Origin of the sequence: Streptomyces sp. NPDC047706, from assembly GCF_043204795.1 — a bacterium.
Taxonomy (GTDB): Bacteria; Actinomycetota; Actinomycetes; order Streptomycetales; family Streptomycetaceae; genus Streptomyces.
In genome coordinates, this window is the sequence record NZ_JBIDCW010000007.1 from 203,993 (window position 1) to 220,559 (window position 16,567).

Consider the following 16,567-nt stretch of genomic DNA (forward strand, 5'->3'; position numbering starts at 1 on the left):
CATCGTAGGCCGGTGAGGATCCGAACGTCCCGGTCACGAGGCTTCACCCGATCGTGGATCACCCTGCCCGGCCCTTGCCCCCCGGATCCGGCAGCACCTTGGTCATCCCGGGCAGGAAGTCCGTGAACAGCTCGTGCACCTCCAGCACCAGGGGCCGGAGCACCCGGAAGCGGGCCAGCGCCACCCCGCGCGCGGTGAGGCGCGCGCCCCGTTCGGCCAGCCGGTAGCTGCGCTCCCGTCCCTCCGTGCGGTCGAAGATCCAGTACAGGACGAGGCCCATCTGGGACAGCCACATCAGCTCCGGGAGGATGTCGCGGAGTTCCGCCGGCACCTTCGCCTTCGCACCCGAGAGCACCTCCCTGTGGACACTGATGGCCTCCACGCGCGCGTGCTCCGACTCCGGGGAGAAGGGGCTGAGCGGGCTGTCGGGGTCGGCGGCGTTCTTGAAGAACTGCACCGCGAACTCGTGGTACGGCATCGCCACGTCCAGCCAGGCCTTCAGGACGCCCGCGAGCCGTGCCTCCAGGTCGGTCTCCCGGTTCAGTACGTCCCGGACCGCCGCCTGGTGCTCGGCGGCGACCCGGTCGTAGAAGCCCTGGATGAGGTGTTCCTTGCCGGCGAAGTAGTAGTACGCGTTGCCGACGGAGACCCCGGCCTCCTGGGCGATGGCCCGCATGGTGGTCTTGTCGTACCCGCGCTCCCGGAACAGCCGCATCGCGGTCTCCAGGATCAGCGCACGGGTCTGCTCGGACTTGGTCAGCTCGGACTCGGCCGGCGTACCGCCGCCCGCACCGGGGCGTTCGTTCGGGCTGTCGTTGTTCGCGGGCACGAAGAGAGCCTAGTCAGTGGGACAGGCGCCGTCCGCGCACCCCTTGGTGAGGTACGTCCAGCCCAGGGAAGGGTCGTACGCCCACCCTTCCGCGCGCGGGTACGCCTGTCCGCCCCCCTGCCCGTCGCGCCATTTCGCGGCGGCCAGAGCGGCCCCCTTGGCGACCCGCATCCCCGCCGGGGTGCTCAGGCGGTGGGCGAGCGGCCGGTGCTCGCGCAGCGCCCACAGGGTGACGATCCAGGCGGCGGGGCCCTGGTAGATCTGCCCGCCGTCCCCGACGACGGTGATGTCGGCCAGGGTCCTTGGGTGGTCGAGGCCGGGAAAGCGCCGCCGGGCCTCGGCGGAACCGGCCGGCACCAGGTCCAGCGGCACCAGCTGCCGTTGCCGTGCGAGCCAGTCGCGCAGGAACGCGCACAGGGCGCACTCGGCGTCGTAGAGCACGGTCAGCCGGCGAACCGGGACGCGTGCCGCGCCCCGGCCCACCGAGGCGGCCCTGGCCACGCCGCTTCCGTCCCGACCCCCGTCCGAGGCGGAAGCCCCACCGACGCGACCTTCCCGCGGTACGGAGGCGCCGCCCCCGTCCCGGCCCCTCTGCGTGGCCCCCACGGTGCTCAGGCCCCCGGCGCCGGTGCCACCCAGCCCTGCGGCGGGACCGGCGGCTGCTGCTCCCGCTCCATCGCACCCCGCCGCCGGATCCGGTTGAGGACGTACACATTGCCCAGGTGCATCACCCCGAGCACCAGAAGCACCACACCGAGCTTGGTGGACAGTGCCTCGAAGACGCCACGCGTGTCGGTGACGGTCCCGTCGTCACTGAGGTACAGCGCGACGAACCCGAGGTTGACCAGGTAGAAGCCGACCACCAGGAGGTGGTTCACGGCGTCGGCGAGCTTCTCGTTGCCGTGCAGCACGTCGGCCAGGAAGATCCGCCCGTTGCGGCTGAGCGTGCGGGCCACCCAGACGGTCAGGGCGATGCTGACGACCAGATAGATGACGTAGGCGACGACCGTGCGGTCCATGTCCCCCCACCCTTTCTTGAACGCGTTCAAAATGCTGACAGGGGTGACTCTAGCCCTGTTTTTGAACGTGTTCAAGACGGGTGGGCGCCCCGTCCGCCGACGGATGTGCCCGGGTCAGGAGATCCGGCCCAGCTCCGGCCGTTTGCTGTAGTCCGTGAACCCGACGACGTTCCCCCAGGGGTCGGCGATCTCGACCGTCCAGCCGGTGACCGCGGGAGAGGGGGCGTCGAGCAGCGGGATGCCCGCGGCGGTCAGCGCCTCGGCCGCCATCCGTGCGTCCGGCACCTCCAGCCACACCCGCGGGGACGGCCAGGGCGGCGGCCGGTGCCCGAACTCCTCCTCCTCGCGCAGCAGGAGGCCGGGCGTCTCACCCCCGACCCTCAGCAATGCGATCCCGGCCTCGTCGATCCGGAACCCCGTCGTGAATCCGGCCCGCTCGTAGAAGGCCACCGCCTCGCCCAGGTCCCCGACGGGCAACAGCACGTTGTCGAAACCGAGCAGCTCGTACGACTCGTCATCTGACATGCCGTCAGCGTAGGCGGGCGAGCGGCCGAACCCCGGCATTGTCAGTGGTGGCCCGTACTGCCGTCGGCATGGCAACCGTGACGTAGTGGATCGAGGGCGAGGGCGACGAGTACGGCGTCGACACCACCGAGTCCGGCAGCTACCTTCGGCCGCGCACCGGCCAGGTCCGCTTCCACCCGATCGACGCCACGGAGAACTCGGCGCACTGCTGCGACGGCGAGTACCGCATGTGGCTGCGCGACGGAGCCGGTCCGGCCGGCCCGGTCCCCCTCGCCGGCATCCCGCCCCTCGTCCTGTCCGAAGCCCTGCGCGCCGTCGGCCTGTCCGTCGGTGCCGCCAGCGCCGGCAACGACCCGAGGTGGCGGGACGGCGGCCCCGGCGGCCGGTTCCGCGCGTACCGGGCCTCGTACGGCTCCGGGGAGCTGGGCCGGAGCGCCGGGACGCGCCGAGCGCTGCTCGCACGCCTGATACCGAGGCTCGCGATGGCCGACCGCTGCCCGCCGGAGGGCCGCTTCCGCCAGGTGAAGGGCGAGCGCCACACCTACCGGCTGCCTGCCCTGCGAGGGCGTCCGCAGGCCGACGGTCATCCTCAGCACGGCCATGATGCCGGCGGACGACTCCAGGATCACCGATCCGACCGTCCTGAGCCGGCTGTGGACGCGCGAGGGCCCCGCCTGCGGTGCGTCACCTCCAGACGGGGCCCTCACCCACGGCGTGGGACGGAGGTCAGAAGCGGCGCGTGATGAGCGCCCGCTTCACCTCCTGGATCGCCTTGGTGACCTCGATACCGCGCGGGCAGGCGTCCGTGCAGTTGAAGGTCGTGCGGCAGCGCCACACGCCGTCACGGTCGTTGAGGATCTCCAGGCGCTGCTCACCGGCCTCGTCACGCGAGTCGAAGATGAACCGGTGGGCGTTGACGATCGCCGCGGGGCCGAAGTACTGGCCGTCGTTCCAGAACACCGGGCAGGACGAGGTGCAGGCCGCACACAGGATGCACTTCGTCGTGTCGTCGAAGCGCTCGCGGTCCTCCGCGGACTGCAGCCGCTCACGCGTCGGCTCGTTGGTGTCCTTCGTGATCAGGAAGGGCATCACGTCCCGGTACGCCTGGAAGAACGGCTCCATGTCCACGACCAGGTCCTTCAGGACCGTCAGGCCCTTGATGGGCTCGACCGTGATCGGCTTCTCGGGGTTGATGTCCTTGATCAGCGTCTTGCAGGCAAGGCGGTTCTTGCCGTTGATCCGCATGGCGTCCGAGCCGCAGATGCCGTGCGCGCAGGAGCGGCGGAACGTCAGGGTGCCGTCCACGTCCCACTTGATCTTGTGCAGACCGTCGAGGACACGCTCCTTGGGATCGATCTCCAGCTGGAAGTCTTCCCAGGTCGCGTCCGCCGAGACCTCCGGGTTGAAGCGGCGGATCCGGAAGGTGACGGTGATGTAAGGGGAGGCCGCGGACTCCGAGCCAGGGGTCTCGGCCTTGTCCAGAACGGGTGTAGCCATCAGTACTTACGCTCCATCGGCTGGTAGCGGGTCTGGACGACCGGCTTGTAGTCGAGACGGACGGTTTCGGACCCGTCGGCGCCGACCTCGCGGTACGCCATGGTGTGGCGCATGAAGTTGACGTCGTCGCGGTTGGGGTAGTCCTCGCGGTAGTGACCGCCGCGGGACTCCTTGCGGGCCAGCGCGGAGACCGCCATGACCTCGGCCAGGTCGAGCAGGTTGCCGAGTTCGACGGCCTCCAGCAGGTCCGTGTTGAACCGCCTGCCCTTGTCCTGGATCGCCACGTTCCTGTACCGCTCGCGCAGCTCGGCGATCTTCTCGACGGCCGTCTTGATCGTCTGCTCGGTGCGGAACACCATGACGTTCGCGTCCATGGTCTCCTGCAGCTCACGCCGCAGGGTCGCCACCCGCTCGTTGCCCGTCGAGGTCCGCAGCCGCTCGATCTGCTCCACGACGAGGGACTCCGGGTTCTCCGGCAGTTCGACGAAGGCGGCCTTCCGCGCGTACGCGGCGGCCGCGATGCCGGCCCGCTTGCCGAACACGTTGATGTCCAGCAGCGAGTTGGTGCCGAGGCGGTTGGCGCCGTGCACGGACACGCAGGCGACCTCGCCGGCGGCGAACAGGCCCGGGACCACCGTGGTGTTGTCCGCCAGGACCTCACCCTCGACGTTCGTCGGGATGCCGCCCATCGCGTAGTGCGCCGTCGGCTGGATCGGGATGGGGTCCGTGTACGGCTCGATGCCCAGGTAGGTGCGCGCGAACTCGGTGATGTCCGGGAGCTTCGCGTCCAGCTGCTCCGGCGGCAGGTGGGTGAGGTCGAGGTAGACGTGGTCGCCCTCGGGACCGCAGCCGCGGCCCTCACGGATCTCGGTGTAGATGGAGCGGGAGACGACGTCACGGGACGCGAGGTCCTTCATGACCGGCGCGTACTTCTCCATGAAGCGCTCGCCGTCCTTGTTGCGCAGGATGCCGCCCTCACCGCGGGCGCCCTCCGTCAGCAGGATGCCCATGCGCCAGATGCCGGTCGGGTGGAACTGGAAGAACTCCATGTCCTCCAGCGGCAGGCCCCGGCGGTAGACGGCGGCCTGGCCGTCACCGGTCAGCGTGTGCGCGTTCGACGTCACCTTGAAGAACTTGCCGGTCCCGCCGGAGGCGTAGATCACGGCCTTCGCCTGGAAGATGTGGATCTCGCCGGTCGCCAGCTCGTACGCCACGACACCGGCCGAGTGTTTGACGCCGTCGACCTCGGTGATCAGCTGGTCGAGGACGTAGAACTCGTTGAAGAACTCCACGCCCTCCTTGACGCAGTTCTGGTACAGCGTCTGGAGGATCATGTGGCCGGTGCGGTCGGCCGCGTAGCAGGAGCGGCGGACCGGGGCCTCGCCGTGGTTGCGGCTGTGACCGCCGAAGCGGCGCTGGTCGATCGTGCCGTTCGGGGTCCGGTTGAACGGCAGGCCCATCTTCTCCAGGTCGAGGACCGAGTCGATGGCCTCCTTCGCCAGGATCTCGGCGGCGTCCTGGTCGACCAGGTAGTCACCGCCCTTGACCGTGTCGAAGGTGTGCCACTCCCAGTTGTCCTCCTCCACGTTGGCCAGCGCGGCGGCCATGCCGCCCTGCGCGGCGCCCGTGTGGGAGCGGGTCGGGTAGAGCTTGGTCAGCACGGCGGTGCGGCTGCGCTTGGTCGCCTCGATGGCGGCGCGCATACCCGCGCCACCCGCGCCGACGATGACGGTGTCGTACTTGTGGATCTTCATCAGTAGTACCTCAGCCCCGTGCCTAGCGGATGTTCGGGTCGAAGGTGAAGATCACCAGCGTGCCCAGCAGGATGGTGAACACCGTGGCGGTGTACAGCAGGCCCTTCAGCCACAGGCGCGTGTTCGCGCGCTCCGCGTAGTCGTTGATGATCGTGCGCAGGCCGTTGGCGCCGTGCAGCATCGCCAGCCACAGCATCAGCAGGTCCCAGACCTGCCAGAACGGGGACGCCCAGCGGCCCGCCACGAAGGCGAAGCCGATCTTGGAGACGCCGCCGTCCAGCACGAGCTGGATCAGCAGGTGGCCGATGACCAGGACGACCAGCACGATGCCGGACAGCCGCATGAAGAGCCACGCGGCCATCTCGAAGTTGCCGCGCGTGGTCCGCGGGGTCTTCCTGGTGCGCAGGCGCGGCGGCTCGATGAGCGGCGCAGGGTTGTCGACCGTGTAAACGGAGGTGCCCTCGACGGGGCCGATGCCGGAAGCGGTCTTCTCAGTGGTGGACATGCGCGTCAGCTCCCGAAGACTTCACGAGCGGCGTGGCCGAGGACGGGGTAGATCGCCCCGAGCATCAGCACGACCCAGACGGCCACGACGGACCAGAGCATCTGCTTCTGGTAGCGGGGGCCCTTCGACCAGAAGTCGACGGCGATGACGCGCAGGCCGTTGAGCGCGTGGAAGAGGATGGCGGCCACCAGGCCGTACTCCAGTACGGCGACGAGCGGCGTCTTGTAGGTGGCCACGACCTCGTCGTACGCCTCGGGGGAGACACGGACGAGTGCGGTGTCCAGCACATGTACGAACAGGAAGAAGAAGATGAGGACGCCGGTGACTCGGTGAGCCACCCAGGACCACATTCCTTCCCGGCCGCGGTACAGCGTTCCAGCCGGCACGGAAGAACCCTCCGGGAGCGGGGACTGGGGCCTGCCGGCTTCGGTGTCGGACGGGCCCGGCCGGGTACGGTCCACCGGCCCCCAGCATCGTAGCGACGCGCTGCCGCCGGGCTGAGCCGGGGTCTGGCGGTGTGATCAATGTGGCACGCGGATGCGCGAGGATTGCGGCTTCCGGGGTGGAGTGTCCTTCCTATGCGCCGGGCGCGGTGTCGTTCGGGCTGGTCGCGCGGTTCCCCGCGCCCCTGAGGGACGTCACCAGACGGCCCCTCGCCAGGCGGCGGAGTTCTTCGGCCGTGACCCCCCGTTCCTCTTCCGGATCGTTCGTCAATCGTGACCGGATGGCCGCCAGGAGCTGGTCGAGGACCTCGTCCGGGGTGAAGTCGTCCAGGCAGATGACGAACACATGCCCGAAGCGGGCCTCGTATGCCGCGTGGGCCGCGCCGAGTGCCGTGTGGGCCGCCGAGTACGCGCCGTCGGGCAGCTCGGGCAGGGACTCCGCTGCCAGGGCCTCCCCGAGATCCGCCGCGGTCAGGTCGTACGCCGCCTCGTCCGCCGCCGCGAGCAGGGCGTCCGCGTCGGGGTACGGGCGGTGGTCGGCGACCCGCCGGGCCCAGCGGACGCTGTGCAGGCAGCTCAGCAGCATGCGCCGTATGTCCTCGGCGGGGGCGGTGTTGAAGGGCCCCACCGGTATGGCGACTCGGCCGGGGAGGTCTGGGAGTCGGTGCGCGGGCAGCGTGGGTCCTCGTGGGCGTCGCGTGTGTCGGCAGGGGATGTGGTGGGAGATGTGCCGTCACGCTATCGAGAGCGTTCACGGCGTGTCCGAGCGATGCCTGAGTTTCACCCGGACGGGAGAGTTTGAAGACGCGCTGTGGACGCTCGAAGTCGTACGTTGGCAGGGTGAGCCAGCACAGGCGCCGGGCGGCGGCGCGCAGCGACATACGGACGCGGTGGCTGATCGTGGTGGTCGCCGCCGCGGTGGTGCTCGTCGGCCTCGGCCTGGGGCTGTGGACCGGCAGAGGGGCGCCGGGCGGTACGTCGGCGAACCCGTCGGCACCCGCCGCGGCGGCACCGACCCCCACCCCGACGCCCACCCGCTCCTACCCCCTGTCCACGGCCCCGCGCACCATTCCGGCCGTCGGTGACCACTCTCCCGCGCGCGGTCCGGGCTGGCGTCCCGCGCAAAGCTCGCGGGTCGTGGTGAGCGACGCGGGGCTGGCGGACGAGGGGCGGCTGATCGCCGGAGAGCTGGGGCTGGCCTACGCGGGCGAGAAGGGCGACAGCCGGGCGGGGGACGTCCGGCTGTCGCTGAGCGGGGCCGAGGGGGCGAACCCGGAGTCGTACACCATGACCGTCCGCGACGGGCGGGTCGGCATCAGCGGGCCCGGCGAGGCGGGGGTCTTCTACGGGACCCGCACGCTGAAGCAGACCGTGAGCGACGGCGGCACGGCGCCGGAGGGCGTCGTGCGGGACGAGCCGGCCAAGGAGCGGCGCGGGCTGATGGTGGACATCGCCCGCAAGCACTTCACGGCCGACTGGATAGAGGACCGGGTGCGGGAGCTGGGCGACCTCAAGTTCAACGAACTGGGGCTGCACTTCTCCGACGACCAGGGATTCCGTATCGAGTCCGACTCGCATCCCGAGGTCGTGTCGCAGCAGCACCTGACGAAGGCCGAGGTCCGCAGGATCGTCCAGCTGGCCGAGAGCCGGCACATCAGCATCGTCCCGGAGATCGACTCTCCGGGGCACCTGGGCGCGGTGATCGCCGCACACCCGGACCTGCAGCTGCGCAACGCGCAGGGCGTGGCGGCGACCGGGGCCGTGGACATCTCGAACCCCGGGGCCGGGAAGCTCGTCGACGAGTTGTTCGAGGAGTACGCCGGTCTCTTCCCCGGCACCCGGTGGCACCTCGGCGGCGACGAGTACCGGGCGCTCACCGTGTCCGACCCGCAGGCCTCCTACCCGCAGCTCGCGGCCGCCGCGCGCGAGGCGTACGGCCCCGGCGGGACCGTCGCCGACCTCGCCACCGGCTGGCTCAACGACCGGGCCGCCGCGGTCCGGGCCCTCGACCGCACGCCGCGCGCGTGGAACGACGGCTTCTACGCCGGGACGTCCGTCCAGCCGGACCAGGACATCGAGGTCGCGTACTGGACGGGCAAGGAGATCGGGGCGCGGCAGCCGGCGGAGTACCTGAGCGCGGGGCGGAAGGTCATCAACTACAACGACGAGTTCCTCTACTACGTCCTCGGTCAGCCGCAGACCTTCGTCTATCCGACGGGACAGCGGATATACGAGCAGTGGACGCCGCGGGTGCTGCGCGGGACGCAGCCGGTCGCGACGGACTACGACGGGCAGATTCTCGGCGGTTCGTTCGCGGTGTGGTGCGATCTCGCGAACTCCCAGACGCAGGCGCAGGTGGCGGCCGGGATCCGGATGCCGCTGCGGGCGACCGTCCAGAAGTTGTGGGACGCGGGCGAACCGGAGCTCTCCTGGGCGGAGTTCAGCGAACTGGCCGACCGGCTCGGCTGAGGGCCGCCCGGCGCACCGGCCGCGATCCTGTCCGTTGGCCGAAAAGCTCTTCTTCCCGTTCCTTCACCGACTCGCTGTTGTGCCGGTGTGACAGTACGGCAGTATGGCGCGCAGTAAGGGGAAGTGCGGGCTCCGTAAGCAATGGCGCCCCGGAACGGGAGGCGTGGATGAGCCTGGTGGAACTGATCGCGCAGGCCGACGAACGCGGGCTGGCCGTGAGTGCCCTGGCTTGTTTGGATCGGTGCGTTCCCCTCCTTGGGGGTGACGACGAAGTGCTGCGGCCGCTGTGGGCGAACCTGGCGGACAACGGGGACACCGGCGAGTGGGGCGCGCTGCTGGACAAGGCCCGAGTGCAGCTGGGCGTCGCCGACGTCATGGACGCGGAGGACGTCGAGGACGAGGCCGCGTTGCTGGTCCGGCGGATGCTGGCCGCCGCCCCCGCCGTGCGGTCGGCCGCCGAGGCCCGGGTGTGGGCCGACGGCTGCTCGGTGGCGTCGCTCCAGATCCACCGCCTGCTCGACCCGGCGGAGGACGGCGGATCCTCCGCCGAAACGTTCCCGCAGGCCCTGGACGCCGTGCGGGCGGGCACGGCTCCCGTGGCGGGCCGTCCGGACGCCATGTCCCCGCTCGTCGCCGCCGAACTGCGCCGCCAGATCGCCGTCCTGGAACTCCTCGCCGAACACGGCTCGGCCGGCCTGCGCCGCGCCCTGGAGGTGTCGACAGAGGGCCGCAGGGTCCTGCGCGCGGTGGTCTCCCGCCGTGCCAGGAAGGCCTGAGCGGCGCGCGGCGCCGGCGGCGGCCCGAGCGCCGGGCCCGACGCCCCGGCGCTGTGACCTCGGGCGGATTCGGCATGTGGGCGTGGTGATCCGGGCCTGGCGGCATGGCGGCCAGGGCGGTGGGTTCGGGCCCCGGAGCCGTGCGTTCGGCGAGGCGTCGGCGGCCCGGTGGGATGGTCCTGCCCGGAGATGGTGAGTGCGTGCGGTGACCCTGGCCGGGCAGGGGCCTGAGCCCCGGATCCGGGATCGTAAACCCGCGCTTGCGCAAGGATCCTGTGACCGTCCTCAGGGCGCGGTGGGGCGGTTCTGCGCCGGTTGCGGGCAGTGGCCGAATGCGCGTGACGAATCGTTGCTGCAGGGCGCTTTTCCGAATGTGACGACCCAGACTGTGACGACGACCCAGGCGGGGGCGACCCCCGAGAACAGGCCCTCGGCCGCGACGAAGCCGGTGCGGTGGGCCGCGGACGCGGTGGCGACCCTGCGTGAGGGGGCGCGGCTGCGGCTCGACTACTCCGCGCAGTCCCTGTGGCGTGCCGACCGGATGATCGACGAACTGCGCCGGGAGGGCACGCCGTACGCCGCCGTGGAGCACATCCTGCGCGGGCTCGGGGCCTACGCGGGTGAGGTGATCGCCCGTCAGGCCGGTGCCGAGTGGTGGACGGCCGGCGGCGAACACTGGGTGCGCACGCCGGACGGCCGCCTGTGGGACCCCATCGACGAGGCCCGCCGCTGTTTCGCGGGCGACGGCTCGCTGCGGCTGCTGTGCCGGGACGCGACCGCCGGGAACTGAAAGGCAGCCGCGCTCTCGTGAGTCGGGGGACCGCGGGGCGTCTGACGAGCTGTGACACTTCTGTGAGACCCGACGCTGATGACCGTGGGGGCGTCGACACGGGCCGGATCGTGTCGCACGGTGCCGACTTCCTACGAACGCGGTGCGAACGAGGGCGGTTGTGGGCCAGGGAGGGGAACCCCGTCGCGCCCAGGCGTACGACGGGGAATTGGGTGCCGCGGTCGCGCGGGCGCAGGACGGGGACGAGGACGCCTTCGCGGTCGCCTACCGGCTGGTGCAGCCGGGACTGCTCGGCTATCTGCGCGGGCTGGTCGGCGACGACGCCGAGGACGTGGCGTCCGACGCCTGGCTGGAAATCGCCCGGGACCTGGGCCGGTTCAAGGGCGACGGGGCGGGCTTCCGCGGCTGGACCGCGACCATCGCGCGCCACCGGGCGCTGGACCATCTGCGACGCACCCGGGTACGGCCCCGGCCCGCGGCGCTCGAGCCGGACGTACTGGACCTGCCCGGCCCGCAGAGCACGCACGACCAGGCTCTGGAGTCCATCACCACCGAGCGCGCCCTGGCCCTGGTCCGCGAACTGCCGCGCGAGCAGGCCGAGGCCGTGCTGCTGCGGGTGGTCGTCGGTCTCGACGGCCCGGCCGCCGCCCGGGTGCTGGGCAAGCGGCCCGGTGCGGTGCGGACGGCCGCGTACCGTGGGCTTCGGCAACTCGCCCGCCGGCTCGGCGCCGAGGGCGTGACGCAGGACGGTCCCCGCAGGCTGGGGGAGTCATGAGGTCGGGTGGACGACGGTCCGTGGACGGACAGGGCGGCGGCCACCTCGCGGCGCTGCTGGGTGTGATGGCGGGTGACGGCGCTGTGGACCCGGAGGCCGAGCGGCAGGCCCTGGCGGCTTTCCGCGCGGTCCGGGACGCGGGCGCCCTCCGGGCCCGTACCCGCCGCCGGGACGACTGGCGGTCGCGGGGCGACGGGCGATGAGGCGTGGCGCGGAGTGGGACGAGACGGGGCCGCGGTGCGCGAGGAGGCCGGGGCCAAGGCAACGGCCGGGGCCGCCACCCCCCACAGGAGAGGCCCCGGCCGTCGCGCGGCACGGGCCGCGCGGCGGCCCGTACTTCCTTCAGCGTCATGAGTGCGTTTTCTGTCACACCTCACTGCGTCACGAGTTAGTTGCATCGTCGACTACCTGCATGGACGGGAGGCGGTTTCAAGACGTAACGTGCCTTTCGCGCCGCAGCGCGGGGCAGGAAGACCACCGCGACCGCAGCGGTCCCCGAACCGCGACCATCGGTTGAGGGAACACGACGGCGAGAACCCGGTCCGCGGGAGCGGCACCGGCTCGGGCGTGGACGAGGTGCGAACCCGGTCCGTGAGAGCGGCACCGGCTTGGGCGCAAAGAAGGGCGCGCGCGGTGGGGGACGACGCGGAGCTGACGGCCGCGGTGCTCGCGGCACAGAGCGGGGACGAGACCGCGTTCCGTACGGTGTACCGCGCGGTGCACCCACGGCTGCTCGGATACGTACGGACACTGGTCGGCGACCCGGACGCCGAGGACGTGGCGTCCGAAGCCTGGCTGCAGATAGCCCGGGACCTGGAGCGGTTCAGCGGCGACGCGGACCGGTTCCGGGGGTGGGCCGCCCGGATAGCCCGCAACCGCGCCCTGGACCACATACGGATGCGCGGGCGGCGGCCCGCGATCGGCGGTGACGAGACCGAGCTGACCGGGCGGGCCGCGGAGTCCGACACCGCGGGGGAGGCCATCGAGGCCCTGGCCACCGACCACGCCCTCTCGCTGATCGCCCGGCTGCCGCAGGACCAGGCGGAGGCCGTGGTGCTGCGGGTGGTGGTCGGCCTGGACGCGAACACCGCGGCCGAGACGCTCGGCAAACGGGCGGGCGCGGTGCGCACCGCGGCGCACCGGGGGCTGAAACGGCTCGCCGAGCTGCTCGGCGACCTCGGCGAGGATCCGGAATCTGCCGGGGTGCTCGACGCCCTGCCGCCCCAGCGAGAACCGCGCCGTCGCGCGGTGACGTCCGCGACTGTGACGCCTGCGCGCACGCGGACGCAGAAGGACATGTGATGGCCGACGAGCAGTACAGGTGGCTGGACCTCGAAACGGCGGAGCGTTTGCTGAGCGGAGAGCCACTGGAGGCTGCCGACGACGCCACCCGCGAACAGGCCGCCCGGCTCGCCCGCACCCTCGGCACACTCTCCGCGAAACCCGCGCTGACCGGCGATGAACTCCCCGGCGAGGCCGCCGCGCTGGCCGCCTTCCGCAAGGTGCGGGCGGACCGCGACAGCGAGCTCGGCGCCCTCGGCACGCCCGGTGACGGGGAGGTGTCCGACGCCGGGCTGGTGCGCATCGGCGGACGCACGGGCTGCCGTACGACCGCCGTCCGCCGCCTGCGCGCGGGCCGTCCCGTACGGCTCGGGCTGGCCGCGGCGCTGGCCGTCGCCATGGTCGGCGGTGTGGCCGTCGCGGCCGGAACCGGAGTGCTGGAGACGCCCTTCCACCAGGACGAGCCGCGCCCCGCCGCATCCGTCTCGGCCGCCGAGCCGCCCGGACAGCCGCAGGTCTCGTCCCCGCCGACGCGGCGCGGGCAGCCCGGCACGGCCACGCCGGACGGCACCACGGGTGGCCCCGCCAACGGCGGCCCCGGCCCGTCCGGCGAGAGCGCCCCGTCCACGGGCGGGGACCGCGAGGAGCAGTCGGGACCCGCCGGCAGCGGGTGGAGCGCGCTCACCTCGGCCTGCCGTGATCTGCGCGAGGGCCGGAGCCTGGACCGCGACCGCAGGCGTGCCCTGAAGGAGGCGGCGGGCGGTCACACGAGTGTGCGCAGGTACTGCGACGCCGTGCTGGGCGACTTCGACGGCAGGCGGGACAAGGGCTGGGACCGGGTCGGCAAGGGCGGCGACGAGGACGCGGGCGGCAAGGACGACGACGGCAACGCGAACGACAAGGGCGACGACAGGGGCGACGGCGAAGGGCACGGCGGTCGCGGCGGTGACGGCGGCGACGGCGGTGACGGCGGTGACGGCGGCGACGAGGACACCGACGACCGGAACGCAGGGGACGGCGGCACGGCACCTGGCCGCGACGGTGCCCTCGCCCCTGGCGCCTCGGCGGGGTCGCCGGCCGCGCGCCTCAAGCTGCGCAGCACGGCACAGTCGCTGCCGCCGACGCCGAAACGCCCCTGGCCGCCTCGCTGACCTGCGGTTTCGCAGGCTGCCGAGAGTGCCGTAGATATTTCTGCTCCAGGGGTGTGACACTTTCGGCCGTGCCGGCGCAGTACTGAGTGAGCCGACTGGTCATCGGCTGTCGCACTGAGCCGGGGTTCCCCCCGTACCTACGGCTCGTGCACCTGAGCGCGGGCGGGACACGTTCCCCCGGTCCCGCCCGCGCCCCGAACCTCACCAGTGGACGACGACCTTGTCGCCCTTCCTCACCTCGCCGAACAGCTGCGCGATCGCCGCCTCGTCCCGGACGTTGACGCAGCCGTGCGAGGATCCGGCGTAGCCGCGGGCGGCGAAGTCCGGCGAGTAGTGCACGGCCTGACCGCCGCTGAAGAACATGGCGTACGGCATCGGCGAGTCGTACAGCGTGGAGTGGTGGCGGCGGGACTTCCAGAACACCTTGAACGCACCCTCCCGGGTGGGTGTGTACTGCGAGCCGAAGCGCACCGGCAGGGTCGTCACCGTGCGGCCGTCGACCATCCAGCGCAGCGTACGGCTCGACTTGCTGATGCACAGCACCCGCCCGGTCAGGCATCGCGGGTCGGGCGCGTCGGCGGGCTGACCGCCCATCAGGTAGAGGTCCCAGCGGCCGGGTTCGCGGGTCATCCGCAGCAGCCGCTGCCAGGTGACGGTGTCCGTGGTGCCGGTCCTCGCCAGCCCCCGTTTGCCCTGGAACCCCCGGACGGCCTGCTGGGTCAGGTCGTCGTACGTCCCCGTCGGGCCGTCGAACAGCCAGGCGATCTGCCGCAGCCGGGCCTGGAGCTCGCGTACGTCCCGGCCACGGTCGCCGGGTGCCCAGAGCACCCGGGGCGGAGCCGGAGCCGGCGCCGGAGCGGCCGGACGGCCGGGGGCCTTGGAAGTGGCGGCGGGCGGCGGCGCGGGCGCCGTGCGGGTGATGTCGATGTGGATCGGCCCGCGTGGGTCTCCGTTCGCGTCCACGGCCTGCGCGGTGCAGCCGCACATCGTCACCAGCGCCGCCAGCGCGGCGGCCGCTCTCCTCGCAGCAGCACTGCGCATACCAGTCCCCGCCTTCTCACCGAAGTGCAGCCGTGTCACCTGAGATGCCTTCCCGCGCATGACGGGTCGCGAACGGCGCGGCATCGTGGTGGGCAAGGAGTGAGTCACTGCTCGGCGGAAGGCACCACCATGGCGCGCGAGTCGGAGTCCGGACTGCCCATCGAACCGGTGTACGGGCCGCAGGCCCTGGAAGGCTGGGACCCGGCCGTCCGGCTGGGCGAGCCCGGCGCGTACCCCTACACGCGCGGCGTGTACCCCACGATGTACACGGGCCGCCCCTGGACGATGCGCCAGTACGCGGGCTTCGGCACGGCGACGGAGTCCAACGCCCGCTACCGCCAGCTGATCGAGCACGGCACCGCCGGTCTGTCGGTGGCCTTCGACCTGCCCACCCAGATGGGCCACGACTCCGACGCGCCCCTCGCGCACGGCGAGGTCGGCAAGGTCGGCGTCGCGATCGACTCGATCGACGACATGCGCGTGCTGTTCGGCGGAATCCCCCTGGACAAGGTGTCGACGTCGATGACGATCAACGCCCCGGCCGCGCTGCTCCTGCTGCTGTACCAGCTGGTCGCGGAGGAACAGGGGGTCCGCGCGGACCAGCTGACGGGCACCGTCCAGAACGACGTCCTGAAGGAGTACATCGCGCGCGGGACGTACATCTTCCCGCCGAAGCCGTCCCTGCGGCTGATCGCCGACATCTTCAAGTACTGCCGGACCGAGATCCCGAGGTGGAACACCATCTCCATCTCCGGCTACCACATGGCCGAGGCCGGCGCGTCCCCCGTCCAGGAGATCGCGTTCACCCTGGCCAACGGCATCGAGTACGTCCGCACGGCCGTCGCCGCGGGCATGGACGTCGACGACTTCGCCCCGCGCCTGTCCTTCTTCTTCGTCGCCCGTACGACGATCCTGGAGGAGGTCGCGAAGTTCCGCGCCGCCCGCCGGATCTGGGCACGCGTGATGCGGGACGAGTTCGGCGCGAAGAACCCCAAGTCGACGATGCTGCGCTTCCACACCCAGACGGCCGGGGTGCAGCTGACCGCCCAGCAGCCCGAGGTGAACCTCGTCCGGGTCGCCGTCCAGGGCCTGGCCGCGGTACTCGGCGGCACCCAGTCCCTGCACACCAACTCCTTCGACGAGGCGCTCGCCCTCCCCACCGGCAGGAGCGCGCGGCTGGCCCTGCGCACCCAGCAGGTGCTCGCCCACGAGACCGACGTCACCGCGACCGTCGACCCCTTCGCCGGTTCCTACGCCGTCGAGCGGATGACGGACGACGTCGAGGCGGCCGCCGTCGAGCTGATGGCGAAGGTCGAGGAGCTGGGCGGCTCCGTCGCCGCGATCGAGCGCGGGTTCCAGAAGAGCGAGATCGAGCGCAACGCGTACCGGATCGCCCGGGAGACCGAGGCCGGCGAGCGGGTCGTGGTCGGGGTCAACCGCTTCACCGTCGACGAGGAGGAACCGTACGAGCCGCTGCGCGTCGACCCCGCCATCGAGACACGGCAGGCGGAACGCCTGGCCGGGCTGCGCGCAGGACGGGACTCGCGGGCGGTGGACGCGGCCCTGTCGGCACTGCGCGAGGCAGCCGAGGGTCAGGACAACGTGCTGTGGCCGATGAAGGAGGCGCTGCGGGCGCGGGCGACCGTGGGCGACGTGTGCAACGCCCTGCGGGACGTCTGGGGGATCCATGTGCCGGCGGACGCGTTCTGAGC

The 16,567-nt window shown here is 71.8% G+C and carries 18 protein-coding genes; 8 read left to right on the forward strand and 10 right to left on the reverse strand.

What is annotated here, in order from left to right; all coding sequences use genetic code 11:
• Positions 1-58 precede the first annotated feature (58 nt).
• The 9 genes from ACGF8A_RS11205 to ACGF8A_RS11245 form a co-directional block, all read right to left on the reverse strand.
• Positions 59-829 (reverse strand): TetR/AcrR family transcriptional regulator, encoded by a 771-nt coding sequence (locus tag ACGF8A_RS11205; RefSeq protein WP_393106566.1) that lies wholly within the window; start codon positions 827-829, stop codon positions 59-61.
• Between the two features lie 9 nt (positions 830-838).
• A complete protein-coding gene (locus ACGF8A_RS11210; protein WP_393106568.1) occupies positions 839-1,330 on the reverse strand; it encodes a thiol-disulfide oxidoreductase DCC family protein in 492 nt (163 codons plus the stop codon).
• Between the two features lie 110 nt (positions 1,331-1,440).
• Entirely contained in the window at positions 1,441-1,848 is a 408-nt protein-coding gene (locus tag ACGF8A_RS11215) for a hypothetical protein (protein WP_393106570.1), read from the reverse strand.
• 114 nt (positions 1,849-1,962) lie between these two features.
• A complete protein-coding gene (locus ACGF8A_RS11220) occupies positions 1,963-2,373 on the reverse strand; it encodes a VOC family protein (RefSeq protein WP_393106573.1) in 411 nt (136 codons plus the stop codon).
• Between the two features lie 726 nt (positions 2,374-3,099).
• Positions 3,100-3,870: a succinate dehydrogenase iron-sulfur subunit gene (locus ACGF8A_RS11225; RefSeq protein ID WP_393106576.1), complete on the reverse strand. Its 771-nt coding sequence runs from the start codon at positions 3,868-3,870 to the stop codon at positions 3,100-3,102.
• Positions 3,870-5,624: a succinate dehydrogenase flavoprotein subunit gene (gene sdhA / locus ACGF8A_RS11230; RefSeq protein WP_393106578.1), complete on the reverse strand. Its 1,755-nt coding sequence runs from the start codon at positions 5,622-5,624 to the stop codon at positions 3,870-3,872. The genes ACGF8A_RS11225 and sdhA overlap by 1 nt, the downstream gene beginning before the upstream one ends.
• A 22-nt stretch (positions 5,625-5,646) precedes the next feature.
• A complete protein-coding gene (locus ACGF8A_RS11235; RefSeq protein ID WP_393106581.1) occupies positions 5,647-6,129 on the reverse strand; it encodes a succinate dehydrogenase hydrophobic membrane anchor subunit in 483 nt (160 codons plus the stop codon).
• Positions 6,130-6,134: 5 nt separating this feature from the next.
• The gene (gene sdhC / locus ACGF8A_RS11240; protein ID WP_393106583.1) at positions 6,135-6,515 is read right to left on the reverse strand and encodes a succinate dehydrogenase, cytochrome b556 subunit; all 381 of its coding nucleotides are present in this window, start codon (positions 6,513-6,515) and stop codon (positions 6,135-6,137) included.
• A gap of 190 nt (positions 6,516-6,705) precedes the next feature.
• On the reverse strand, positions 6,706-7,158 hold the full coding sequence (locus tag ACGF8A_RS11245) for a 2-oxo-4-hydroxy-4-carboxy-5-ureidoimidazoline decarboxylase (protein WP_393106585.1): 453 nt from the start codon (positions 7,156-7,158) through the stop codon (positions 6,706-6,708).
• Positions 7,159-7,466: 308 nt separating this feature from the next.
• Here ACGF8A_RS11245 and ACGF8A_RS11250 point away from each other — a divergent pair, with 308 nt between their 5' ends.
• From ACGF8A_RS11250 to ACGF8A_RS11280, 7 genes are all read left to right on the forward strand, one after another.
• Positions 7,467-9,041 (forward strand): glycoside hydrolase family 20 protein, encoded by a 1,575-nt coding sequence (locus ACGF8A_RS11250; protein ID WP_393106734.1) that lies wholly within the window; start codon positions 7,467-7,469, stop codon positions 9,039-9,041.
• Between the two features lie 167 nt (positions 9,042-9,208).
• Entirely contained in the window at positions 9,209-9,817 is a 609-nt protein-coding gene (locus ACGF8A_RS11255; RefSeq protein WP_393106587.1) for a hypothetical protein, read from the forward strand.
• A 388-nt stretch (positions 9,818-10,205) separates the two neighbouring features.
• Complete coding sequence (locus ACGF8A_RS11260) at positions 10,206-10,607, forward strand: hypothetical protein (RefSeq protein ID WP_393106589.1); 402 nt, start codon at positions 10,206-10,208, stop codon at positions 10,605-10,607.
• Positions 10,608-10,767: 160 nt separating this feature from the next.
• A complete protein-coding gene (locus ACGF8A_RS11265) occupies positions 10,768-11,382 on the forward strand; it encodes an RNA polymerase sigma factor (protein WP_393106591.1) in 615 nt (204 codons plus the stop codon).
• Positions 11,383-11,402: 20 nt separating this feature from the next.
• Complete coding sequence (locus ACGF8A_RS11270; protein WP_393106593.1) at positions 11,403-11,585, forward strand: hypothetical protein; 183 nt, start codon at positions 11,403-11,405, stop codon at positions 11,583-11,585.
• A 430-nt stretch (positions 11,586-12,015) separates the two neighbouring features.
• The gene (locus ACGF8A_RS11275; protein WP_393106595.1) at positions 12,016-12,684 is read left to right on the forward strand and encodes an RNA polymerase sigma factor; all 669 of its coding nucleotides are present in this window, start codon (positions 12,016-12,018) and stop codon (positions 12,682-12,684) included.
• Positions 12,684-13,814 carry a hypothetical protein gene (locus ACGF8A_RS11280; RefSeq protein ID WP_393106597.1) on the forward strand — a complete coding sequence of 377 codons (1,131 nt, stop codon included), beginning with the start codon at positions 12,684-12,686 and terminating at the stop codon, positions 13,812-13,814. Before ACGF8A_RS11275 ends, ACGF8A_RS11280 begins: the two co-directional genes overlap by 1 nt.
• A 201-nt stretch (positions 13,815-14,015) precedes the next feature.
• Here the strand turns inward: ACGF8A_RS11280 and ACGF8A_RS11285 are convergent, their stop codons facing one another.
• The gene (locus ACGF8A_RS11285) at positions 14,016-14,855 is read right to left on the reverse strand and encodes a L,D-transpeptidase family protein (RefSeq protein WP_393106599.1); all 840 of its coding nucleotides are present in this window, start codon (positions 14,853-14,855) and stop codon (positions 14,016-14,018) included.
• A gap of 129 nt (positions 14,856-14,984) precedes the next feature.
• Here ACGF8A_RS11285 and ACGF8A_RS11290 point away from each other — a divergent pair, with 129 nt between their 5' ends.
• On the forward strand, positions 14,985-16,565 hold the full coding sequence (locus ACGF8A_RS11290; protein WP_393106601.1) for a methylmalonyl-CoA mutase: 1,581 nt from the start codon (positions 14,985-14,987) through the stop codon (positions 16,563-16,565).
• Positions 16,566-16,567 lie beyond the last annotated feature (2 nt).

What these genes read in the sequence shown, in the direction of transcription:
- ACGF8A_RS11215 (WP_393106570.1), bottom strand. Translation starts at nt 1,848, where the DNA reads ATGGACCGCACGGTCGTCGCCTACGTCATCTATCTGGTCGTCAGCATC.
- ACGF8A_RS11220 (WP_393106573.1), bottom strand. Translation starts at nt 2,373, where the DNA reads ATGTCAGATGACGAGTCGTACGAGCTGCTCGGTTTCGACAACGTGCTG.
- ACGF8A_RS11225 (WP_393106576.1), bottom strand. Translation starts at nt 3,870, where the DNA reads ATGGCTACACCCGTTCTGGACAAGGCCGAGACCCCTGGCTCGGAGTCC.
- sdhA (WP_393106578.1), bottom strand. Translation starts at nt 5,624, where the DNA reads ATGAAGATCCACAAGTACGACACCGTCATCGTCGGCGCGGGTGGCGCG.
- ACGF8A_RS11235 (WP_393106581.1), bottom strand. Translation starts at nt 6,129, where the DNA reads ATGTCCACCACTGAGAAGACCGCTTCCGGCATCGGCCCCGTCGAGGGC.
- ACGF8A_RS11245 (WP_393106585.1), bottom strand. Translation starts at nt 7,158, where the DNA reads ATGCTGCTGAGCTGCCTGCACAGCGTCCGCTGGGCCCGGCGGGTCGCC.
- ACGF8A_RS11255 (WP_393106587.1), top strand. Translation starts at nt 9,209, where the DNA reads ATGAGCCTGGTGGAACTGATCGCGCAGGCCGACGAACGCGGGCTGGCC.
- ACGF8A_RS11280 (WP_393106597.1), top strand. Translation starts at nt 12,684, where the DNA reads ATGGCCGACGAGCAGTACAGGTGGCTGGACCTCGAAACGGCGGAGCGT.
- ACGF8A_RS11285 (WP_393106599.1), bottom strand. Translation starts at nt 14,855, where the DNA reads ATGCGCAGTGCTGCTGCGAGGAGAGCGGCCGCCGCGCTGGCGGCGCTG.
- ACGF8A_RS11290 (WP_393106601.1), top strand. Translation starts at nt 14,985, where the DNA reads ATGGCGCGCGAGTCGGAGTCCGGACTGCCCATCGAACCGGTGTACGGG.